At 39.4% G+C, this 20,218-nt stretch carries 16 protein-coding genes; 4 read left to right on the top strand and 12 right to left on the bottom strand.

What is annotated here, in order from left to right; translation table 11 throughout:
• Positions 1-18: 18 nt before the first annotated feature.
• Entirely contained in the window at positions 19-2,628 is a 2,610-nt protein-coding gene (gyrA, locus tag IPH84_01135) for a DNA gyrase subunit A (protein MBK7171845.1), read from the bottom strand.
• Positions 2,629-2,898: 270 nt separating this feature from the next.
• Here gyrA and IPH84_01140 point away from each other — a divergent pair, with 270 nt between their 5' ends.
• Positions 2,899-5,481 (top strand): ATP-dependent Clp protease ATP-binding subunit, encoded by a 2,583-nt coding sequence (locus IPH84_01140; protein ID MBK7171846.1) that lies wholly within the window; start codon positions 2,899-2,901, stop codon positions 5,479-5,481.
• A 68-nt stretch (positions 5,482-5,549) separates the two neighbouring features.
• Here IPH84_01140 and IPH84_01145 read toward each other — a convergent pair whose 3' ends face one another.
• Genes IPH84_01145 through IPH84_01155 form a run of 3 tightly spaced genes read right to left on the bottom strand, consistent with a single transcriptional unit; the run spans position 5,550 to position 9,238 of the window.
• The gene (locus tag IPH84_01145; GenBank protein ID MBK7171847.1) at positions 5,550-7,256 is read right to left on the bottom strand and encodes an acyl-CoA dehydrogenase family protein; all 1,707 of its coding nucleotides are present in this window, start codon (positions 7,254-7,256) and stop codon (positions 5,550-5,552) included.
• Positions 7,257-7,308: 52 nt separating this feature from the next.
• Positions 7,309-8,331 (bottom strand): electron transfer flavoprotein subunit alpha/FixB family protein, encoded by a 1,023-nt coding sequence (locus IPH84_01150; protein ID MBK7171848.1) that lies wholly within the window; start codon positions 8,329-8,331, stop codon positions 7,309-7,311.
• 34 nt (positions 8,332-8,365) lie between these two features.
• Positions 8,366-9,238: an electron transfer flavoprotein subunit beta/FixA family protein gene (locus tag IPH84_01155; GenBank protein MBK7171849.1), complete on the bottom strand. Its 873-nt coding sequence runs from the start codon at positions 9,236-9,238 to the stop codon at positions 8,366-8,368.
• Between the two features lie 224 nt (positions 9,239-9,462).
• Between IPH84_01155 and IPH84_01160 the strand changes: the two genes are divergently transcribed.
• A complete protein-coding gene (locus tag IPH84_01160; GenBank protein ID MBK7171850.1) occupies positions 9,463-9,915 on the top strand; it encodes an energy transducer TonB in 453 nt (150 codons plus the stop codon).
• Positions 9,916-9,934: 19 nt separating this feature from the next.
• On the opposite strand, the gene IPH84_01165 is transcribed toward IPH84_01160, so the two are convergent.
• From IPH84_01165 to IPH84_01195, 7 genes are all read right to left on the bottom strand, one after another.
• Positions 9,935-10,798: an enoyl-ACP reductase gene (locus IPH84_01165; GenBank protein MBK7171851.1), complete on the bottom strand. Its 864-nt coding sequence runs from the start codon at positions 10,796-10,798 to the stop codon at positions 9,935-9,937.
• A gap of 44 nt (positions 10,799-10,842) precedes the next feature.
• Positions 10,843-12,498, bottom strand: coding sequence for a DNA repair protein RecN (recN, locus tag IPH84_01170; GenBank protein ID MBK7171852.1), 1,656 nt, complete (start codon positions 12,496-12,498; stop codon positions 10,843-10,845).
• Between the two features lie 51 nt (positions 12,499-12,549).
• Entirely contained in the window at positions 12,550-13,479 is a 930-nt protein-coding gene (locus IPH84_01175) for a DUF4835 family protein (protein MBK7171853.1), read from the bottom strand.
• 24 nt (positions 13,480-13,503) lie between these two features.
• Positions 13,504-14,706 carry a bifunctional phosphopantothenoylcysteine decarboxylase/phosphopantothenate--cysteine ligase CoaBC gene (coaBC, locus tag IPH84_01180; protein ID MBK7171854.1) on the bottom strand — a complete coding sequence of 401 codons (1,203 nt, stop codon included), beginning with the start codon at positions 14,704-14,706 and terminating at the stop codon, positions 13,504-13,506.
• Between the two features lie 15 nt (positions 14,707-14,721).
• Positions 14,722-15,057, bottom strand: coding sequence for a DNA-directed RNA polymerase subunit omega (locus IPH84_01185; protein ID MBK7171855.1), 336 nt, complete (start codon positions 15,055-15,057; stop codon positions 14,722-14,724).
• 33 nt (positions 15,058-15,090) lie between these two features.
• Positions 15,091-15,888, bottom strand: coding sequence for an outer membrane protein assembly factor BamD (gene bamD / locus IPH84_01190; GenBank protein MBK7171856.1), 798 nt, complete (start codon positions 15,886-15,888; stop codon positions 15,091-15,093).
• A gap of 152 nt (positions 15,889-16,040) precedes the next feature.
• On the bottom strand, positions 16,041-17,363 hold the full coding sequence (locus IPH84_01195) for a deoxyribodipyrimidine photo-lyase (protein ID MBK7171857.1): 1,323 nt from the start codon (positions 17,361-17,363) through the stop codon (positions 16,041-16,043).
• Between the two features lie 220 nt (positions 17,364-17,583).
• Between IPH84_01195 and IPH84_01200 the strand changes: the two genes are divergently transcribed.
• Both IPH84_01200 and IPH84_01205 read left to right on the top strand, forming a co-directional pair.
• Positions 17,584-18,834 carry an aminotransferase class I/II-fold pyridoxal phosphate-dependent enzyme gene (locus IPH84_01200; protein ID MBK7171858.1) on the top strand — a complete coding sequence of 417 codons (1,251 nt, stop codon included), beginning with the start codon at positions 17,584-17,586 and terminating at the stop codon, positions 18,832-18,834.
• A gap of 120 nt (positions 18,835-18,954) precedes the next feature.
• A complete protein-coding gene (locus IPH84_01205; protein MBK7171859.1) occupies positions 18,955-19,806 on the top strand; it encodes a hypothetical protein in 852 nt (283 codons plus the stop codon).
• 20 nt (positions 19,807-19,826) lie between these two features.
• Here the strand turns inward: IPH84_01205 and IPH84_01210 are convergent, their stop codons facing one another.
• The gene (locus IPH84_01210; protein MBK7171860.1) at positions 19,827-20,147 is read right to left on the bottom strand and encodes a rhodanese-like domain-containing protein; all 321 of its coding nucleotides are present in this window, start codon (positions 20,145-20,147) and stop codon (positions 19,827-19,829) included.
• Between the last annotated feature and the right edge of the window lie 71 nt (positions 20,148-20,218).

A 20,218-nucleotide genomic window follows, 5' to 3' on the forward strand; every position in this document is an offset into this window, starting at 1 on the left:
TTTAATTAAAGATGGGGATTATTTAGTTTCATCCTGACTTTCTTCATCTGAATCAGGAAGAGTTTTGTCAGTATCCCTGGCTGGAGCGTCAGTTTCGTTGGTAACTGGGTTTTCAATATTCATCCCGTCTACATCAGCTGAATCATCACCAAAATTTTCATCCAGTATCTCATCATCTTCATCAACTTCTACCTTAGCAACAGCGGCAATTGTATCATCATCTTTAAGATTAATAAGTCTGACACCTTGAGTTGCTCGTCCCATAATTCTAAGGTCACCGACGGCCATCCTGATAATTAATCCTGATCGGTTAATAATCATCAGGTCATTGAAATCGGTTACATTTTTGATAGCGATCAGCTTACCGGTTTTATCTGTGACATTGATCGTTTTTACACCTTTGCCTCCCCTGTTGGTAACCCTGTAATCATCTAGTTTCGACCGTTTGCCATATCCATTTTCAGAAACAACGAGTATATCTTCGGCCTCAGTATTAACACAGATCATGCCAATGACTTCATCGTCCTTACCAGCAAGAGTGATTCCTCTCACTCCTGTAGCATTACGTCCCATTGGACGAACATTTCTTTCATTGAACCTGATAGCCCGTCCTGAGCGCAGAGCCATTACAATTTCGTTGGCCCCATCTGTCAATCGTGCTTCAAGTAACTGATCACCTTCATTAATATTAATTGCATTAATACCATTTACACGTGGTCGTGAATAAGCTTCCAGGGAAGTCTTTTTAATGGTTCCTTTCTTTGTACAGAGAATGATGAAGTTGTTATTGACATAATCTTCATTCTTGAGATCTTTCAGGTTGATAATTGCCCGAACCTTATCATCTGATTCTATGTTAAGAAGATTCTGAATTGCCCGGCCTTTGGAGGTTTTAGCACCTTCAGGAATTTCAAATGCCCTCATCCAGAAGCATTTCCCCTTTTCAGTAAAGAAGAGCATGTAGTTATGTGCGGTAGCGATATAAAGATGTTCAAGGAAATCCTCATCTCTTATATCCGATCCTTTAGCACCACGGCCTCCCCTGTTCTGTCTTTTATATTCTGCAAGAGCTGTACGTTTGATATATCCCATATGTGAGATGGTAATCACAACAGCTTCATCGGCAATAGTATCTTCAATCCGGAAATCTTTGGCAGTATGCTCAATTCGTGTACGTCGCACATCACCATATTTTTCCTTGATTTCAGCAAGTTCATTTTTTATTATTTCCATTCTGAGTGATTCATCGGCCAGAACTGAACGGAAGTAATCAATCATTTTCAGAAGTTCTTCATATTCTTTCCTAAGCTCATCTCTCTTCAGTCCGGTAAGTTGCTGCAATCTCATATCAAGAATGGCACGAGCTTGAATCTCAGTGAGTTCAAATCGTTCGATAAGACCTGTGCGTGCAATTTCCGGTGTTTTAGATCCCCTGATTATAGAGATAACTTCATCAATATTATCAATAGCGATCAATAAACCTTCAAGGATATGGGCTCTTTTTTCAGCTTCCCGCAGTTCATATTGCGTACGGCGAATTACAACCTCGTGGCGATGCTCGATGAAATGAGTGATCATCTGCTTGAGATTGAGCTGATAAGGCCTTCCTTTTACCAATGCAATACTGTTAACGCTGAAGGAAGTCTGCAATCCAGTATATTGATAAAGTTTATTCAGAACAACATTGGGAACAGCATCCTTTTTGAGTTCATAAACAATCCGTAATCCGTTCCTGTCGCTTTCATCGCGTATGTCATGGATTCCTTCAATTTTTTTATCATTAACAAGGTCGGCAGTTTTCTTAATCATTTCTGCCTTATTCACCTGGTAGGGAATAGAACTGGCTATGATACATTCTCTGCCTTTTTCATCGGTTTCGATAGTGGTCTCACCACGCATCATAATTCTGCCACGCCCTGTTTCGTAAGCCTCCCTTACACCATCATAACCATAGATGATTCCTCCGGTTGGAAAATCAGGAGCAATGATGAATTTCATCAATTCCTCTATGGTAATATCCCTGTTGTCAACATAAGCAATGCAGCCATCAATGATTTCACCAAGATGATGAGGAGGTATATTGGTTGCCATACCCACTGCAATTCCTGATGATCCATTGATCAGTAAGTTTGGAACTTTCGCAGGAAGAACAGTTGGTTCTTCTAGGGTATCATCAAAATTCAACCTGAAATCAACAGTTTCCTTATCGATATCAGCCAATAATTCTTCTGATATCTTTCTGAGCCGGGCTTCTGTATAACGCATCGCCGCAGGGCTATCTCCATCAATCGACCCAAAGTTTCCCTGTCCGTCGACTAAAGGATATCTCAATGACCATTCCTGAGCCATACGAACCATAGCATCGTAAACAGAACTATCGCCATGCGGATGATACTTACCAAGAACTTCCCCAACAATACGGGCAGATTTCTTATAAGGTCTGTTTGATAGCACTCCAAGTTCCAGCATACCAAATAAAACACGGCGATGGACCGGTTTTAATCCATCCCTTACATCAGGAAGTGCTCTTGAAACAATGACTGACATCGAATAATCGATGTAAGCCGCTTTCATTTGATTTTCAATATTTACTTGTACAATTCTTTCTCCGTCCTGAACATTATCCATTTCGTAACCCCGTCTAAATTAATTAGTTATGTTTCAATCAATAATATTACGAAAGTAACCATTTTTTTAATATAAAAACTGCTTCAGGCATTGATTTTGTGGAGCTTTACTAACAGTTTAATGTTGAAAAATATGTTGGATCAGAATCTTCCACTCAACTGAAACAGGTAATTTTAGAACTATTCTCCCAGTTGTATGTTTATGTAGTAATTTTGCAGGGAAATATGAATAAGGAATTAGTTAAACAGAAAGAAAGGAAAGTTATTATTCATGGAAGCTAAATTTTCACAAAGGGTTAAAGATGTCCTTTCATTCAGTCGGGAAGAAGCTGTCCGCCTAGGTAATGATTATATCGGGGTGGAACATCTGATATTGGGGATTATCAGGGAAGGAGAAGGACTAGCTCTGCGGATTCTCGGATACCTTAATGTTGATGTCACTGAACTGAAGAAAACCATAGAAACAGCCATCTCCAATCATTCAAGGAAAGAACGTGAATTGGAGAATCTCCCTCTTGTTAAGCAGGCTGAAAGAGCATTGAAGCTTACTTATCTTGAAGCAAAGTTATTCAATAGCGAACTAATTGGTACTGAACACCTCTTACTTGCCATCCTTAAAGATGAGGACAACCTTGTTACCCGGAGTCTGCGTAAGTATAATGTTACTTACGAACTTGTTAAAGAAGAGGTAAAATCATATCTAACTGGTTCTTCTGAAAATTCATTAAAAGAATTTAATGAGAGTAAGGGGCAGGAAAGTGCTGATTTTCGTGACGAATTACCAGGTGGTTCCCAGGATGAAGATCCTGATGAAGCTGGTGGTCTGGGTGGATTAAAGAAACCCGGCGACAGTAAATCAAAAACACCTGTTCTTGATAACTTTGGAAGGGATCTAACACGTGCCGCAGAGGAAAACAGACTGGATCCTATTGTTGGAAGGGAAAAAGAACTGGAGAGGATATCCCAGATCCTTAGCCGCAGAAAGAAGAATAATCCCATATTGATTGGTGAACCTGGCGTTGGTAAATCAGCAATAGCAGAAGGATTAGCCTTAAGGATCGTTCAACGCAAAGTTTCACGTGCACTTTTCAATAAACGTGTTTTTACCCTTGACCTGGCCTCTCTTGTTGCTGGTACGAAATACCGCGGGCAATTTGAGGAAAGAATGAAAGCTGTTCTGAATGAACTGGAAAAGAACAGGGATATCATTCTTTTCATAGATGAAATCCATACCATCGTTGGTGCAGGGAATGCTTCCGGTTCACTGGATGCATCCAATATGTTCAAGCCTGCATTGGCAAGAGGCGAAATACAGTGCATTGGGGCTACAACTCTTGATGAATACCGTCAGTATATTGAAAAAGATGGTGCTCTGGAACGCAGATTCCAGAAAGTTCTGGTTGATCCAACATCTCCGGAAGAGACTATTGAGATCCTAAACCAGATTAAAGAAAAGTATGAAGATCATCATCTTGTAAACTATTCTTCGGAAGCTATTGAGGCTTGTGTTTCACTGACAAACCGTTATATCAGCGACCGTTTTCTTCCGGATAAGGCTATTGATGCACTTGACGAGGCTGGTGCAAGGGTACATATTTCCAATATGCATGTCCCGGTTGAGATCATCAATGTTGAAAGTCTTATAGAAGAAGCCCGTCAAAAGAAAATGAAGGCTATAAAAAGCCAGAAATTTGAAGAAGCTGCGAAATTCAGGGATACCGAGCGAAAACTACAAGCTGATCTTGAAACACAGAAAAAGCGTTGGGAAGATGAGTCTAAAATTAATCGTGAACCAGTTTCTGCTGAAAATGTGGCAGAAGTAGTGGCCATGATGACAGGTGTTCCGGTACAAAGGATTGCTCAAAATGAAAGTGACAGACTAATCAATATGGAGGATGAGCTGGCGGATTCTGTTATCGGTCAGCATGATGCAATCAAGAAGGTTGTAAAAGCCATCCGCAGAAACAGGGCTGGCTTGAAAGATCCTAATAAGCCCATCGGTACCTTCATCTTTTTAGGACCAACAGGTGTTGGGAAAACACACCTTGCCAAAGTACTTGCCAGATACTTATTTGATTCTGAAGACGCACTTGTAAGAATCGACATGAGTGAATACATGGAGAAATTTGCCGTATCCAGGCTCGTGGGTGCACCTCCGGGATATGTTGGATATGAAGAAGGTGGCCAGCTGACAGAAAAAGTACGGCGTCGCCCCTACTCTATTGTCCTTCTGGATGAAATTGAAAAAGCCCATCCTGATATATTCCATATACTTTTACAGGTTTTGGATGATGGTGTTCTTACTGATAGTCTTGGCCGCAGAGTTGACTTCAAAAATACTATTGTGATCATGACCTCGAATATTGGATCCAGGCAATTGAAAGACTTCGGTGCCGGTGTAGGATTCAGTACAAATGCCAAGCAAACCCAAAGTGCATCGCTTGCTCAGGGAGTCATTGAAAATGCATTGAAGAAAGCATTTGCCCCTGAATTCCTGAACCGTATTGATGATGTTGTAATATTTGATTCACTTGGACGTGATGATATACATAAGATCATTGATATTGAATTGAGAAATCTCTTCAACAGGATTCGTAAAATGGGATATCATCCTGAAATTACTGAAGCTGCAAAGGATTTCATTGTAGATAAAGGATGGGATGAACAATTTGGTGCTCGTCCATTGAAGCGGGCCATTCAAAAGTATATTGAAGATACACTGGCTGAGGAAATTATAAAAACCAACCTTAAATTAGGGGATGGAATAAAGATTGATTTCGATACTGAGGCCAATGATATTTCTATTGCGATTGAACCATCACTCCTGCCCGAGAAGACTGAAACGTTTGAATAATAAGATTCAACAGATTGATAAAAAAAATGCCGGTCATATGAACCGGCATTTTTTTTAAGATTATCGTATCAGATCATTTTAAAATCTCCAAGATCCTTGGGATGCGAATTATTGATGTAGCTAACGCTGGCAATATTTTCGGCTCTTCCTTTCCTGATAAAAATGTCTGCGCTGATTTTATAGGATGCTTCACGGTTGGTATCTTGCAGAAGCATATGTCCAATTAAAATATTTCCGGCCATTTCAACAAGTCGGCGGGCATGATAATCAATATATTCATTATCAGTGAACTCAGTAACTTTCTCTACCGTTTTAGCATATTGATCCGTCATTTTTTCCAACAACGACTTGAGGTATTCATGTTCAGGTTTTACAACTTTGTCATGATATTCCTTCATCAGCTTCAGGTAGGAACCATTTGTGACACCGCGTATTGCAGCAACTACCTGCAGCTGAGAAGTGCCTTCATAGATGGTGGTAATACGTGCATCCCTGAAAATGCGTTCTACAGGGAAATCCTTCATATATCCTGTTCCGCCATGAATCTGAAGCGCATCATAGGCAATCTGATTACAATATTCACTGGCAACAAGTTTAAGCAGAGGAGTTAATACATCAGCATTTTTCTGATAATACTTCATTTCATCCCTTTCCTGGGCTTCCAGTTTCCGGTCATGCTGAATAAAGGAATAGGCTTTATACATATCTACATAACGCGCTGTTTCATACAATAAAGTCCTGATTCCATCTATTTTTACCCGCATAACAGTCAACATTTCATAAACTGCCGGATATTGAATAATGGCTTTCCCGAATTGTTCACGTTCATGGGCATATTTTACAGCTTCCCGATAAGCAGCTTCAGCAATACCAACTGATTGAGCCCCAACACCCAGGCGGGCTGAATTCATCAGTGACATCACATACTTTATCAGTCCGAGTTTGGTTTCACCTATCAGTTTTGCAGGGGCATTTTTAAAGACAAGTTCACAGGTAGGTGACCCTTTGATACCCAGTTTATTTTCTATTCTTCTAACAGAGACAGCTTTATGGGCCCTGTCGTAAACATACAATGAAAGACCACGTGCATCTGATGTTCCTTCTTCTGAGCGCGCTAATACCAGAGAAATATCAGCATCACCGTTTGTAATAAACCTTTTTACTCCATTCAGATACCATGTATCCTTTTGAATATCATAGGTAGCTTTCAGTTGGACAGCCTGTAAGTCACTTCCTGCATCTGGTTCGGTAAGATCCATAGCGGCAGTAGCTCCTTTATTAAAACGAGGAAGGTATTCATTCTTAATTTCATCAGAAGCAAATTCATGAATAGTTTCAGCGCAATCCTGTAAACCCCAGATATTTGCAAACCCTGCATCAGCCCTGGAAACCAATTCTGCTGCCATAACATAAGGCACCATTGGAAAATTCAGTCCGCCATATTCCCTGGGTAAGGACATTCCAATCAGGCCCGCTTTTGTGAGTACATCGTGATGTTCCTGGGTCCTTTTGGCATATTGCACTTCATTGTTTATCAATTGTGGACCGTCATGATCAACAGATTCAGCATTCGGACCAATTACTTCTCCACAGATCTCCCCGACAATTTCCAGCACCTTATGATAACTGTCCACTGCATCTTCAAAGTCCATAGGAGCATAATCAAAGGCTTCGTGATCCCTGTAATTGTTTTCCTTGAGCCTGACAATTTTTTCCATTAAAGGATGCTGCAACTGGAAGTTTAGGTGGGGATTATCAGTATAGAAATTTTCCATTTTAAATTCAGGTTATGGTTTAAATAAAGCTTTCTTGATTCAAGATTTTCAATTACTTGGAATTTTTCTTATAGTATTTGATCATCTTAGGAATCACCTCAGTAACACTGCCAATAATTGTATAATCTGCAATGAAATTAATAGGTGCATTAGGATCAGTGTTAATAGAAATAATCTGGGCAGATTGATCCATCCCTGCACGATGTTGAACAGCGCCCGAAATTCCGCATGCGATATATAGCTTTGGCCTGACGGTTACACCAGTTTGTCCGATTTGCCTTTCATGGTCCTCAAAACCTGCATCTACAGCAGCTCGTGTTGCACCAACATCTGCACCTAAAACTTCTGCCAGTTCATAAAGCAGTTTGAAATTTTCTTTTGAACCAACACCATATCCACCGGAGATAATGATGCCTGCATTCTTAATATTCACTTTACTTTTTTCAATATGTCTTTCGATTATTTCTACAACAAAGTCTTCATCAGAAAGTAAAGACTTGGCATCTAATGGTTTAACTATACCTTTATAATCAGTGCCAACAATTTCCTTTTTCATGACACCTTCGCGGACAGTAGCCATCTGAGGCCGGGTATCGGGGTTGATGATTGTAGCAATGATGTTGCCACCAAATGCCGGGCGAATCTGGTAAAGAAGATTTTTATAAAGTTTCTGCGTTTTGTTTTCAGTGTGATCTCCTATTTCCAGGCTAGTGCAGTCGGCGGTTAATCCGCATTTCAAAGCAGAAGCAATCCTGGGTGCAAGGTCACGCCCAATGCTGGTAGCACCAAACAGTACAATTTCAGGTTTCTCCTTTGTAAAAAGATCGATAAGCAGTTTCGAATGAGGCAAGGTCAGGTATGGGAAGAGCCTTTTATCCTCTGCCAGATGGATTACATCCACACCAAAAGGAAATAATGTTGATTCCAGATTCTGGACTTTATTACCCAGTACAACGGCTTCAAGCTTTACCTTCAGTTCATTAGCTAATTTACGTCCTTTTGAAAGTAATTCAAGGCTGACATCGGAGATTGACTTTTCTTCCGAAACTTCACAATACACAAATATATTATTCACTTGTAGGTCTTTATTCAGTTTATAATTTGTTGAATTACCCTATGACGTGGCTTTGAATCAATTCAAGCATTAGCCCTTCCATATCTTTATCATCGGCAGTCAATTTCTTACTTTCCTTATGAGCCAGAATCACATTTTCAATTTTCTTCACCTTAGTTGGCGAACCCGATAACCCAAGATTCTCCACATCAGCATCCAGGTCAGCAACGGTCCATTCATCGATCTGAAGATAAGGCCTGTGGGAGTATAAATCAGTATAATCCTTAGTTTCTTCCTGGAGTTCAGTTACAGTGCGGGCATGTTTATATTTCATAACAAGTTTTGCCAGGCGGGGCCTGCATGATGGAGCCGAGCCATGCACAGTAATAGCAACCGGTAAACTGGATTTCACCACTTCTACGCCCATTTCAAGTCGTCTCTTGATAAAAGCACTAAGTCCATCGATATTCTGAATATCCTCTGCATAGGTGACCTGCGGAATATGCAATTTCTCTGCTGTTTGAGGCCCGACTTGTGCGGTATCTCCATCAATAGCCTGTCTGCCAGAAATCACGAAATGGAAAGGAGCTAATTTCTTAACGGCCAATGAAATGGCATAAGAAGTAGCTAAGGTATCACTACCGGCAAATTTCCTGTCAGTAATCAGATATCCCTTATCTGCACCCCGGTATAGCGCTTCCCTGATAATTTCGGCAGCACGAAAGGGTCCCATGGTAAGTACGATAACTTCTGAATCAGGAAACCTGTCCTTAATTCTAAGTGCTTGTTCCAAAGCGTTCAAATCTTCCGGATTGAAAATTGCAGGTAAGGCTGCACGATTAACCGTTCCATCGGCCTTCATGGCATCTTTCCCGACATTACGCGTATCGGGTACCTGCTTTGCTAAGACTACGATTCTATACTTCATGTTTTGGCATTAATTTCAAAATTCTTATCTCTAAAATATATACTTATTAAAATAGGTATATATCAGATAGGCTGCTGCAAAAATAGAAAAAGGAAGTTAATAATAAAACTAAAGGTAATGTGGATTCCACAGTATATGAATAATCAGGGTCAGTTAATAGTTTTATCTTTGTGGTGATAAGCATGGTTATCTATGCAAAAACCTATCCTGATGCATGAAGTACGATGAAGAACAGAAGCGATAAAGGCCATAAAGAGAAAAAATTCCTTGAAATCCCATCATACCCCGGGGGGAAGCAAGCTTTCATTAAGTTTATTGAAGAGCAGCTGATTTATCCTGAGGAAGCTTTGCAAAATCTTATTGAAGGCACAGTATACCTGGAATACACAGTTGATAACATTGGAACGGTTGGTGATGTGATTATCACTCATGGTGTTGGATTTGGCTGTGATGAAGAAGCTTTGCGACTTGTTAGCCTTTTACGTTATGACCCAAAGAGAAACAGGGGAATACGGATGAAAACCAAGATGAAAACCCGAATTCGCTTTGACTTACCAGCGCATCTTAAGCCTCAGCCAACAATAAATATTACCTACACCAGTCCGGTGACTGAAAATAAAATTCCCCCGGTTGTAAATCCGGGGGAAGGATATGGCTATACTATTAATTTAGAGTAAGATTAAAATGATTCTGATATCATTCAGAATCTTCATTATGTGGATTGGAGTGACAATCCTTACATTCAAGACTTTTATTATACATATTCATAGCACGGTAACTCATCCCCATACTTGAGAACCCACCATCATTGAAAAGGTTCTGCATAGTCACTTTTTTGGTTAGATCGCTGAATAATGTGATACAATAATCAGCACATTCTTCTGCCGTTGCATTCCCAAGCGGTGACATCCTTTCAGTGAAGTCCATCAATCCGTCAATTCCTTTGACGCCGCTACCGGCAGTGGTTAGTGTTGGTGATTGAGAGATGGTATTAATCCTGATCTTTTTCTCCCGTCCATAGATGTAGCCAAAACTGCGTGCAATGCTTTCCAGGGCGGCTTTAGCATCGGCCATATCATTGTACTCAAAAAGCGTCCGTTGGGCAGCAATATAGGAAAGGGCAACTATTGATCCCCATTCATTAACGGCATCCAGCTTTTTAGCGGCCTGGATGACTTTATGAAATGAGATCGCGGAAATATCCATGGTTTTGAGGTAATACTCGTAATTCAGGTCATCATAAGGAATTTTTTTCCGCACATTAGGTGACATCCCTATAGAATGAAGGATAAAGTCAATTTTACCGCCAAAGTGTTCAAGTGTGGTTTTGAACAATGCTTCAAGGTCTTTAACACTGGTAGCATCAGCAGGAACCACGATTGTGTTGCATTTCTCAGCCAGTTTATCAGTGTCTCCCATTCTTAAGGCCATCGGCGTATTGGTGAGAACGAATTCAGCACCTTCTTCATATGCCCTTTCAGCTGTCTTCCAAGCTATTGACCTTTCATTCAGTGCCCCAAAAATGATACCTTTTTTCCCTTTTAGTAAGTTATATGACATAGTATTTAGTTTTCGATTAATATTTTTTTTTAAGCCGGCTATATTCAATTTATCATTAATTCCTTTGCTGCTGCCCTGGCAGTATCAGTAATTGTTTCATCACTCAGCATCCTGGCAATCTCATTAACCCTTTCTTCGTCTGAAAGCTTTCTAAGATTTGAGATAGTATTCACTTCACCATGCTCCTTGTAGGCAAGAAGGTGATGATGAGCTTTACCAGCAATCTGAGGAAGGTGTGTGATAGCGACAACCTGCATGTTTGCAGACATCTTTCTCATGATATTTCCAATTTTACCTGCAATTTCCCCGGACACACCGGAGTCAATTTCATCAAACAGGATTGTAGGAAGCAGGCTTCTTTTAACAACCAATGATTTAATGGCAAGCATCAACCTTGACAGTTCTCCACCCGAAGCCACTTTCTGTACTTCTTTAAGTTCACTGCCTTTATTGGCTGCAAACATAAAACTCACTTTATCCTTACCAGTTGCCGTATAATGATCAATTACTTTATTGTCGATGTGAAACTTAGCTGCAGGCATTCCCAATTCATTCAACAGCACCTCCATTTCAGTAACAATACCAGGAAAAACCTTCAGGCGTTTCTCGTGTAATACCTGTGAAACTTCGGCAAGATCTTTTTCCAGACTTTTCAATTCCGCGGTGAGTTTTTCTATTCGGTCGCCTATTGATTCAATTTCACTAATTCCTGAAGCATACTGTTCCCGCAATTTAATCAATTCTTCGATCTCTTTCACCTTATGCTTTTGCATCAGGTTATAAATGAGGTCGAGGCGTTGAGTGATAAACATGATTCTATCCGGATCATGTTGAATATGTTCAGATAAGTTCCTGAGTTCAGATGTTAATTCCTTGAGTTCAATCAGGCAGCCGGAAATTCGTTCATTGATAGATTCAAGTTTCCCGGTATACCTTGAAGCCTGTTCAATGGTCTGACGAGCTTCAGAGAGCCTTGAAAGGATGCTGTTATCCTCATTATCCAGAAGATTAAGGGATGAGAATAATCTTACTTTTATTTCTTCTGAATGATTCAATAATTCAAGTTCGGTTTCAAATTCCTCTGCTTCTCCAGGAATCAATTCAGCTTTAGTCAGCTCTTCCAGTTGAAATTCAAAATACTCCCTGTCGGCATTGGATTTTTTTTCTTGCTCAATGTATGCTGCAAGTTGTTTCTGCACAACCAAATACTGTTTATACAGAATTTCATACCTCTTAAGTTCAGAAGAAATCCCTGCGTAGGAATCAATCATGGCTAATTGAAACGCTGCTCCATTGAGATCCAGTGTTTGATTCTGGGAGTGTATATCCAACAGCTTCTCCCCTATCTCCTTCATCACAGTAAGATTTACAGGCGTATCATTGATAAATGCCCTGGATTTTCCCAATGGATTTATTTCCCTGCGGAAGATGGAAACGGATTCATAGTCCAGATCTGATGCTTCAAAAGTATCTTCCAGGCCATACCCGTCCAAAGTGAAAGTCCCTTCAACGATGCACTTTTTACTTTTATCCATTAAAACCTGAGAGTCTGCTCTTAACCCAAGAATCAACCCCAATGCACCAACCAGGATTGATTTACCAGCTCCCGTTTCACCCGAGATGCATGTAAATCCTCCAGACAATTCAAGCTCAAGGTTCTGGATGAGAATGAAATTCTCAACCGTGAGGTTAAGGAGCATACTGTTTACTTGTGAGGTAAGGCAAATATAGGAAAAAAAGAGGAAACAGCGTTATTTGCCACCAAGACCGGGCTGCTGCTGTTGCATGATTTGCTGATATTTGGATGAATTGGCAGGATCCAATTCTTTCAGGATGTTGACAGCTTTTGTCTTATCCATAGGAGATGCTTGTGAATAAACATTCAACAATTCATCCCGTTTTGCATCCATCATAAGCTGAAGTGTGAACAAACCTGGTTTTTCACGACCTGCACGTTGAAAATTCTCAAGGCAATCATTTATGGCTGATCTGCCAAGATCTATATTATCGGTCATGATATCAAGTCCAAGGCGATGGTATTGATAAATGCCTTCCCTAAGCGGGCTGTAAGTGCTGTTCAGCATATTTTCCACTAGCCAGTAGCGGTTTTTCATGCTTTCAAACGCTTTCCAACCTCTTTCCGGGGCATTTTGTGCAGCATTGATAACTGCCCTGGCTTTTTCATAGTAAGGAGTGCCGCCAAACTTGGAATATGAATCACCATCAACAGCCAGCATGATATAAACATAGTAAGCCAATACAGAGGTTAAATTAGATGTAAATGCATCATCATTATAATCTAAAGGCTCAAACTCTACATAACGGAAATCAAAATCTTTATCGAGATAATTCAATAATGTAGTGTTGTAAGATGTTTTGTAAACCGGACGTTGAAGGATCACATTAATTTTTCCTTTGAATTGATCCGACGAAAGCCGGTCAGAGATTGTGATCAGAATGGAACATTCGATACGTTCTTCAGGCCTGAAAGTATAATTTGTCCACTTCCTGTTATTCACAAATTCATAGATCGATTGCTGAAGAGTTTGAAATACTTTACGTTCAGATCCTTCAACCTGGGGTGCATTTACCTGGACCTGGCAAATAAATTCCTGTCCATTCACCCACATTGGCAGAGCGAATACTATGACAATAATAATCAGACGAAGTACTTTAATCATCATTCAGGGTGTATAATAATCAGATTATGGTTGACAAGCTTTAAGATAATCCAGTATATCACAAGCAACCAGCACTTTTGATTTTTTTTCGTATTCAATTACCTGGCCAGATTTACCAATAATTGAGATTTGATTGGTCGAAAATCCAAAACCAGCGCCCTCTGTCCTTAAAGAATTAAGAACGATGAAATCGAGGTTTTTCGTATATAATTTTTGTCTGGCGTTTTCAATTTCATGATTTGTTTCAAGCGCAAAGCCAATCAGAAGCTGGTTTTCCTTTTTATTTTTTCCCAGTTCCGAGAGAATATCCTTCGTGCGTGTTAATGCAAGGGTAATCGTATCAGCAGATTTCTTGATTTTTTCAGCAGCAGATTGTGTTGGTTTATAATCAGCAACAGCTGCAGCCATTATGCAAGTATTTGTATCTGGAAATACTTCCATACATTTTTCAAACATTTCACCGGCAGTATTTACCTGAATGATTTGGATTCCGGGATGTTGCGGTAATTCTTTTACTGGGCCGCTTATCAGGATAACATCAGCACCCCTGTTTGCCGCTTCAAGAGCAAGTGCATTGCCCATTTGTCCTGATGAATGATTACTTATAAACCTGACCGGATCGATAGGTTCAAGTGTGGGTCCACTGGTAATAAGGAATTTATGTCCTTTAAATGATTCTGAATTTTTAAAATGGAGACTTATAATCTCAACAATTTTCTCAGGCTCTTCCATTCTGCCAAAACCAGAAAGGCCGCTGGCCAATTCACCTTCTGTTGGTTTAATGAGGATATTCCCAAATGAAACCAGGCGACTAATATTGTCCTGAGTAGTGGGATGATTGAACATATCGACATCCATTGCAGGTGCAAAGAAAACAGGGCACCTGGCTGCCAGGTAGGTAGCCATAAGAAGGTTATCTGTAATCCCTGTTGACATTTTAGCCATTGTATTGGCTGATAATGGAGCTATCAGGTATACATCTGCCCAGGAACCCAATTCTATATGGCTATGCCATCTGCCATCAGATTCACTAAAAGGCTCAATTGAGACCGGATTCTGTGAAAGCGCGGAGAGTGTAAGAGGTGTAACGAAATCACAGGCTGCTTTCGTCATTACTACTTTGACTTCAGCACCCTGTTTGATCAATAACCTGATAAGAATAGGAATTTTATAAGCAGCAATACTTGCAGTTATTCCAATCAGGATTTTTTTGCCTCTTAGCATGATTTGCGTGAAACAACGTTAGAAATCAGTGGCGTTTTCTTTCAATGGATTGCGATAGAATATCTGGCTATTCAGGAATTCATTGGTAGAAATCAAGGTTGGCTTTGGAAGGTGTTCATAATACTTAGCCAATTCAATTTGCTCCCTGTTTTCGAATACCTCTTCGAGATTATCGCTAGGTGTAGCAAATTCTTCAATTTTGCTATTTAACTCTTCCTTGATCTCCTGAGCGATCTGGTTAGATCTTTTAGCAAGAATTGCAACTGATTCGTAAATATTTCCGGTTGGAGCATTCAATTCTCTCATGTTCCTGGTAACCGTGGTTGTTTCGATTTTCAGTTTTTTGTAATCCATGGTATATTAGATGGGTTAAAAATGATTTTTACACTAATTTAATTTCATCTCTTTCAGAAGATTCTTTTGAATTGCCGAAGATTCAGATGCATAGGCACCAGCAGGGAATTCTGAGTGAATAACTTTGAAAGCTTCCAGGGCTGCTTCCAGCCTTTCCTTTTTCTTTTCCTGAACACTGTTTACTGCATATTCATACTTAGCATCCAGCAGCGAATAGAGAACTTTTTCCCTCTCTTTGGTATCAGGGTATTCTTTTAACAGATTATTCAAAGCAAGTATTGCGGCTTTATAATCATCCATTTTGTAATAGAGCATTGCAATATCAAAAGCCTTCTTTTCGAGTTTTTCTCTTAATTCATCAATGAGTTGATTACATTGATCAATCCTTTGACTATTTGGATACTGGTTTATGAATAACTGCAGAGAAGCTATGGCAGCTTGAGTATTGGTCTGATCAAGACTTGGTGCCGGAGAATCATGATAACTGCAATAAGCACTCATAAATGCACATTCTTCAGCATATTGGCTGCTAGGGTAACTGGAGGTAAAATTGCCAAAATAATAGCCTGCCAGGATGTAATCCTTTTCTTTATAGTAGCAATAAGCATTATAATAGGCAATCTTTTCAGCTCGTTCAGTACCTCTGAAGAAAACCAGAATCTGATCAAATAACTGTTGAGCTTTATAATATTCTCCGTCATCATAGAATTCGATAGCCTTCGTATACTTCAGTTCATTGTCAGAACTTTTCAGTAACTTCTGGTATTTACTGCATGATGTGAATACAAGAACAGCAGAGAATAATAAGATAAGATAACGCCTTTTTACCATTTTGCAAAAGTACAAATTTTGGATGAATATTAATAACGCAATTTATACAGCCTTATTGTCACTGAAAAATTATGTTATATTACTTATTTACTGTTAGTTAAATTTATTTCTGATGGTTGTATTCTGTAGCTTCATTCAGAATACCAGTTAATCTATCCCTTAACAACTGCATATGCTTCCAGGCAACGTTTCCGGGCGAATGAATGATCGACAATCCTGGATGGGTATTCACCTGATTCCAGTTCAGGAATCCACTTCCTGATATAGATCAGATTCGGGTCAAATCTTTGGGTCTGAGTATCCGGATTAAATATTCTGAAATATGGGGCTGAATCACAGCCTGTACCTGCCGCCCATTGCCAATTACCATTGTTGGAGGAAAGTTCAAAATCCATTAATTTTTCAGCAAACCAGGATTCCCCCCACCTCCAATCTATCAAAAGATCTTTTACTAGAAAAGAAGCTGTAATCATTCTGACCCTATTATGCATAAAGCCAGTCGCAGCTAACTCCCTCATCCCGGCATCTACCAATGGATAGCCTGTTTTTCCCTCACACCAGCGGCTAAATTCCGCCTCATTATTCCTCCATTGAATTCGATCATAAACTGGCTTAAAACTATTCTCCACAACATGAGGATAATGCCATAAAATCTGCATAAAAAACTCTCTCCATATAAGTTCATTCAGCCAGGTAACATTTAGTACCAGGGCTTTATGTATTATTTCCCTGATACTTATCGTACCAAAACGCAAATGAATACTCAATCGGGAGGTAGCATCCAGGTGTGGAAAGTCCCTTACAGCATCATATTCTTTAATCTTACATTCATCAATTGCAGGTGCTTGAAAAATCCCTTTAATTTCAGTAAAGCCAAGTGATTCTAATGATGGGAAATTGAAGTTACCTGAAGCGAATTTAAACAGATGACTTTTGCTGATATTTTGTGGCTTAAAAGAATCCTGCTCTGATTGGAATTTGCTCTTCCAGGCATTGCTGTAAGGAGTGAATATGGTATAAGTGCCACCCTGAATCTTGCTGATTTCATTCTTTTCAAAAATTACCTGGTCTTTGGCAGTTACAAATGCGATCCCTTTCTTTGAAAGCATTTCATTTACTGCTTCATCCCTTTTAACAGCATAGGGTTCATAATCATGATTGGCATATACAGCCTGCACGTTGTAAACACCAGCCAGGTTCTCCATAACTTTTAAAGGAGTCCCTTTTTGAATAAGAATTCCGGAGTTTACTTCAGCCAATTGCAAATGAATGCCATTTAGAGCCTGGTAGATAAAACTGATTCGGGGGTCTTGTTTTTTTAGAGGGGCAAGTATTTCGTCATCAAAGATAAATACTGGCAACACTTTATAGCCTGATTCAAGAGCTTTGATGAGAGAGGTGTTGTCGTGGAGTCGAAGATCCCTTCGAAACCAATGTATAACCACTGGCTCCTGTATGCTTTTGCTGATATCCATAGATAATCCGGTGCAAGAATTATAAATTCAAAATTACGTTGCTTATGCTTAGCAAAGTCCCAAAAAAAGTTAAGAGATTTTATAGTCAAATTTCAATAGTACTTCATTATTAACCTGAATTGGTTGATAATGTTTTTTTTTGTCTGACTGACCAGCAAGCAAGAATTCCTTAGTTTTGCAACAGCAATCTGATTTAAAATTAACCTAAAAATTAAGCGCAGTGGATCTTTTTGAAAAACGGGTAAAAAACTTGGGCCCATTAGGTATGTATGCAAAGAAGGCAGACGGGTATTTCATGTTTCCAAAACTTGAAGGTGAGATTAGCAATAAAATGATTTTCAGGGGCAAAGAAAGATTGATCTGGAGCCTGAATAACTATCTTGGACTCGCCAATCATCCGGAAGTGAGGAAAGCAGATGCAGAAGCAGCAGAAAGATGGGGACTGGCTTATCCTATGGGAGCTCGTATGATGAGTGGCCAGACAGATTTTCATGAAAAGCTTGAAAGGGAACTCGCATCCTATGTAAAAAAAGAAGCTGCTTATCTTTTCAATTTCGGGTACCAGGGAATGCTATCAGTAATTGATGCTATGCTCGACAGAAATGATGTTGTAGTGTATGATAGTGAAGCACATGCCTGCATAATTGATGGGTTGAGATTACATATGGGAAAACGGTTTGTTTATCCACATAATAATATTGACAATCTGAGAAAAGGATTAGAAAGAGCCACCCGGCTTACCGACCAATCAGGTGGAGGAATTCTGGTGATTACTGAAGGAGTGTATGGAATGACAGGGGATCTTGGGAAGATTGATGAGATTGTAGAATTAAAGAAAGAGTTTAATTTCCGCCTCCTTATTGATGATGCGCATGGATTCGGCACAATGGGTCCAACCGGGGCAGGTACAGATGAACATTTTGGTGTACAGGATGGTGTTGATATGTACTTTGGCACTTTTGCCAAAGCCATGGCTGGAATTGGTGGCTTCGTAGCTACTACAGAACCTGTAATTGACTTCCTGAAACACAATATGAGGTCCCAGATTTTTGCAAAATCACTGCCTATGCCTATGGTAATCGGAGCCTTGAAAAGACTTGAGATTGTAAGGACTCAACCAGAGTACAGGGAAAAGCTATGGCTAATTGTAAATGCTCTGCAAAAAGGACTGGTCGACTCAGGTTTTAATATTGGACCTTCAGGATCGCCTGTTACTCCTGTAATGCTCAATGGCACCATACCTGAAGCTACCAATATCACAGTTGACCTAAGAGAAAACTATAATATATTCTGTTCAATTGTAACCTACCCAGTTGTGCCTAAAGGAGTGATTCTGATCAGGTTAATTCCAACTGCAGATCATACACTTGAAGATGTAAGATATACTATAGAAGCTTTTAAGGAAATCCGCAAGAAACAGGATGAAGGAGTTTATTCATCCGCCCAGATAGCTGATATAGGGCAACTGTAAATATTGCAAGAATTATTATTATCTTTAAATCTGGTTCTGATAGCATAGAATCAGGGTTTGTTGATTTTTAATAATCGAATGGAAATAGCTTATTCCACGTTATTAATTTCATAGAACACAATGAAATTAATAAAAGCAGGATATTTTATATTTGAAAAGATGAACTCAACTCCGGGAAAATTTGCAGGAATCTTAGTCAATTCTACAGTCTATTATCTGTTAGCTTATTTCATTATTTACTTCTTCTTTCAGTTAGTGACTGCTTTTACTGCCAGTTACTTTGACATTCCAGCCATACTTTACCACAACAAAGTACTTTTTATTGTTGATGCCCATTCATGGACATTTGATTCCGTGAAGATGGTTTTCTCTTCTGGTTGCACTATATCACTCGTTTTTGGTTTGATTGGACTGGTAGTATTCATCAAGGCGATGACATTGGAAGGTGTACTTAAGCTATTATTTTTCTGGGTATTTGTACATGGCCTCAATATGTTTGTGGGGTCAATAGTTCTTGGGGCATTCATTTATGAAGGGATGGGATATGTGTATGAATGGATGTACTTCAAAGAAACAGAGAGAATGCTCTTGTTATTTTTAGGCTTACTTATCATCCTTGGGACTGGCAGCCTGCTGGTCAAGCCAATGTATCTCTCTGCGAATTCCTATTATAATTCAAGCAGACATGAAACCCGGAGGGCATTCAAGTTGCAGCAATTTATTTATCCTTACCTGATTTCAACCATTATAATTATCTTCATTCGTTTCCCTCTCTCAATATATGAGCTTTTGCTGATCATCACTCCGGGATTTATTCTGATCCCCCTATTTTTGGGATTTCACAGAAATACCATCTTTTTTTTCGATGAGAAAGAGAAGTCTATTAGGTATATGCTTCGTCCTATGGTTGTAACCATAATCGCACTCGTTGCTTTCAGAATACTTTTAGGAATTGGAATCAGGATAGGATAAACCCCACTTACATTTTGATATCAGAAAACTGGCAATGACTGATCAACATCATTAGCCCATTGATAGATCCCACCCTCAAGAATGGACACATTTTTCATTTTCATTTTCTCCCTGAGAAAAAGGTAGGGAGCTTCACTTTTCACTCCATAAAGGCAATAAATCACTACGGGAATATTTTTTGCAATCAAATCCATTTTTTCCGGTAAATCTACCTGGGGAATATTAATAGCACCGGGAATATGACACTCTTCAAATTTTATTGGGTCACGTGTGTCAATGATCTGAATATCCTCTCCCTGGTCCAATTTGGTTTTCAAATCGATGGAACTAATATGTCGCATGTTATTTTCAGGGATTATATCAATAGCTGAATACAAATATAGAAATGATATACAAATAAAAAAAGGAGCTT

The sequence above is a fragment of the Bacteroidales bacterium genome (assembly GCA_016707785.1).
Classification (GTDB): domain Bacteria; phylum Bacteroidota; class Bacteroidia; order Bacteroidales; family UBA4417; genus UBA4417.

Excerpts from the sequence above, each read along its gene's own strand:
- gyrA (MBK7171845.1), bottom strand. The coding sequence starts at position 2,628 with ATGGATAATGTTCAGGACGGAGAAAGAATTGTACAAGTAAATATTGAA.
- IPH84_01140 (MBK7171846.1), top strand. The coding sequence starts at position 2,899 with ATGGAAGCTAAATTTTCACAAAGGGTTAAAGATGTCCTTTCATTCAGT.
- IPH84_01145 (MBK7171847.1), bottom strand. The coding sequence starts at position 7,256 with ATGGAAAATTTCTATACTGATAATCCCCACCTAAACTTCCAGTTGCAG.
- IPH84_01155 (MBK7171849.1), bottom strand. The coding sequence starts at position 9,238 with ATGAAGTATAGAATCGTAGTCTTAGCAAAGCAGGTACCCGATACGCGT.
- IPH84_01160 (MBK7171850.1), top strand. The coding sequence starts at position 9,463 with ATGAAGAACAGAAGCGATAAAGGCCATAAAGAGAAAAAATTCCTTGAA.
- IPH84_01165 (MBK7171851.1), bottom strand. The coding sequence starts at position 10,798 with ATGTCATATAACTTACTAAAAGGGAAAAAAGGTATCATTTTTGGGGCA.
- recN (MBK7171852.1), bottom strand. The coding sequence starts at position 12,498 with ATGCTCCTTAACCTCACGGTTGAGAATTTCATTCTCATCCAGAACCTT.
- IPH84_01175 (MBK7171853.1), bottom strand. The coding sequence starts at position 13,479 with ATGATTAAAGTACTTCGTCTGATTATTATTGTCATAGTATTCGCTCTG.
- IPH84_01185 (MBK7171855.1), bottom strand. The coding sequence starts at position 15,057 with ATGGATTACAAAAAACTGAAAATCGAAACAACCACGGTTACCAGGAAC.
- bamD (MBK7171856.1), bottom strand. The coding sequence starts at position 15,888 with ATGGTAAAAAGGCGTTATCTTATCTTATTATTCTCTGCTGTTCTTGTA.
- IPH84_01195 (MBK7171857.1), bottom strand. The coding sequence starts at position 17,363 with ATGGATATCAGCAAAAGCATACAGGAGCCAGTGGTTATACATTGGTTT.
- IPH84_01205 (MBK7171859.1), top strand. The coding sequence starts at position 18,955 with ATGAAATTAATAAAAGCAGGATATTTTATATTTGAAAAGATGAACTCA.
- IPH84_01210 (MBK7171860.1), bottom strand. The coding sequence starts at position 20,147 with ATGCGACATATTAGTTCCATCGATTTGAAAACCAAATTGGACCAGGGA.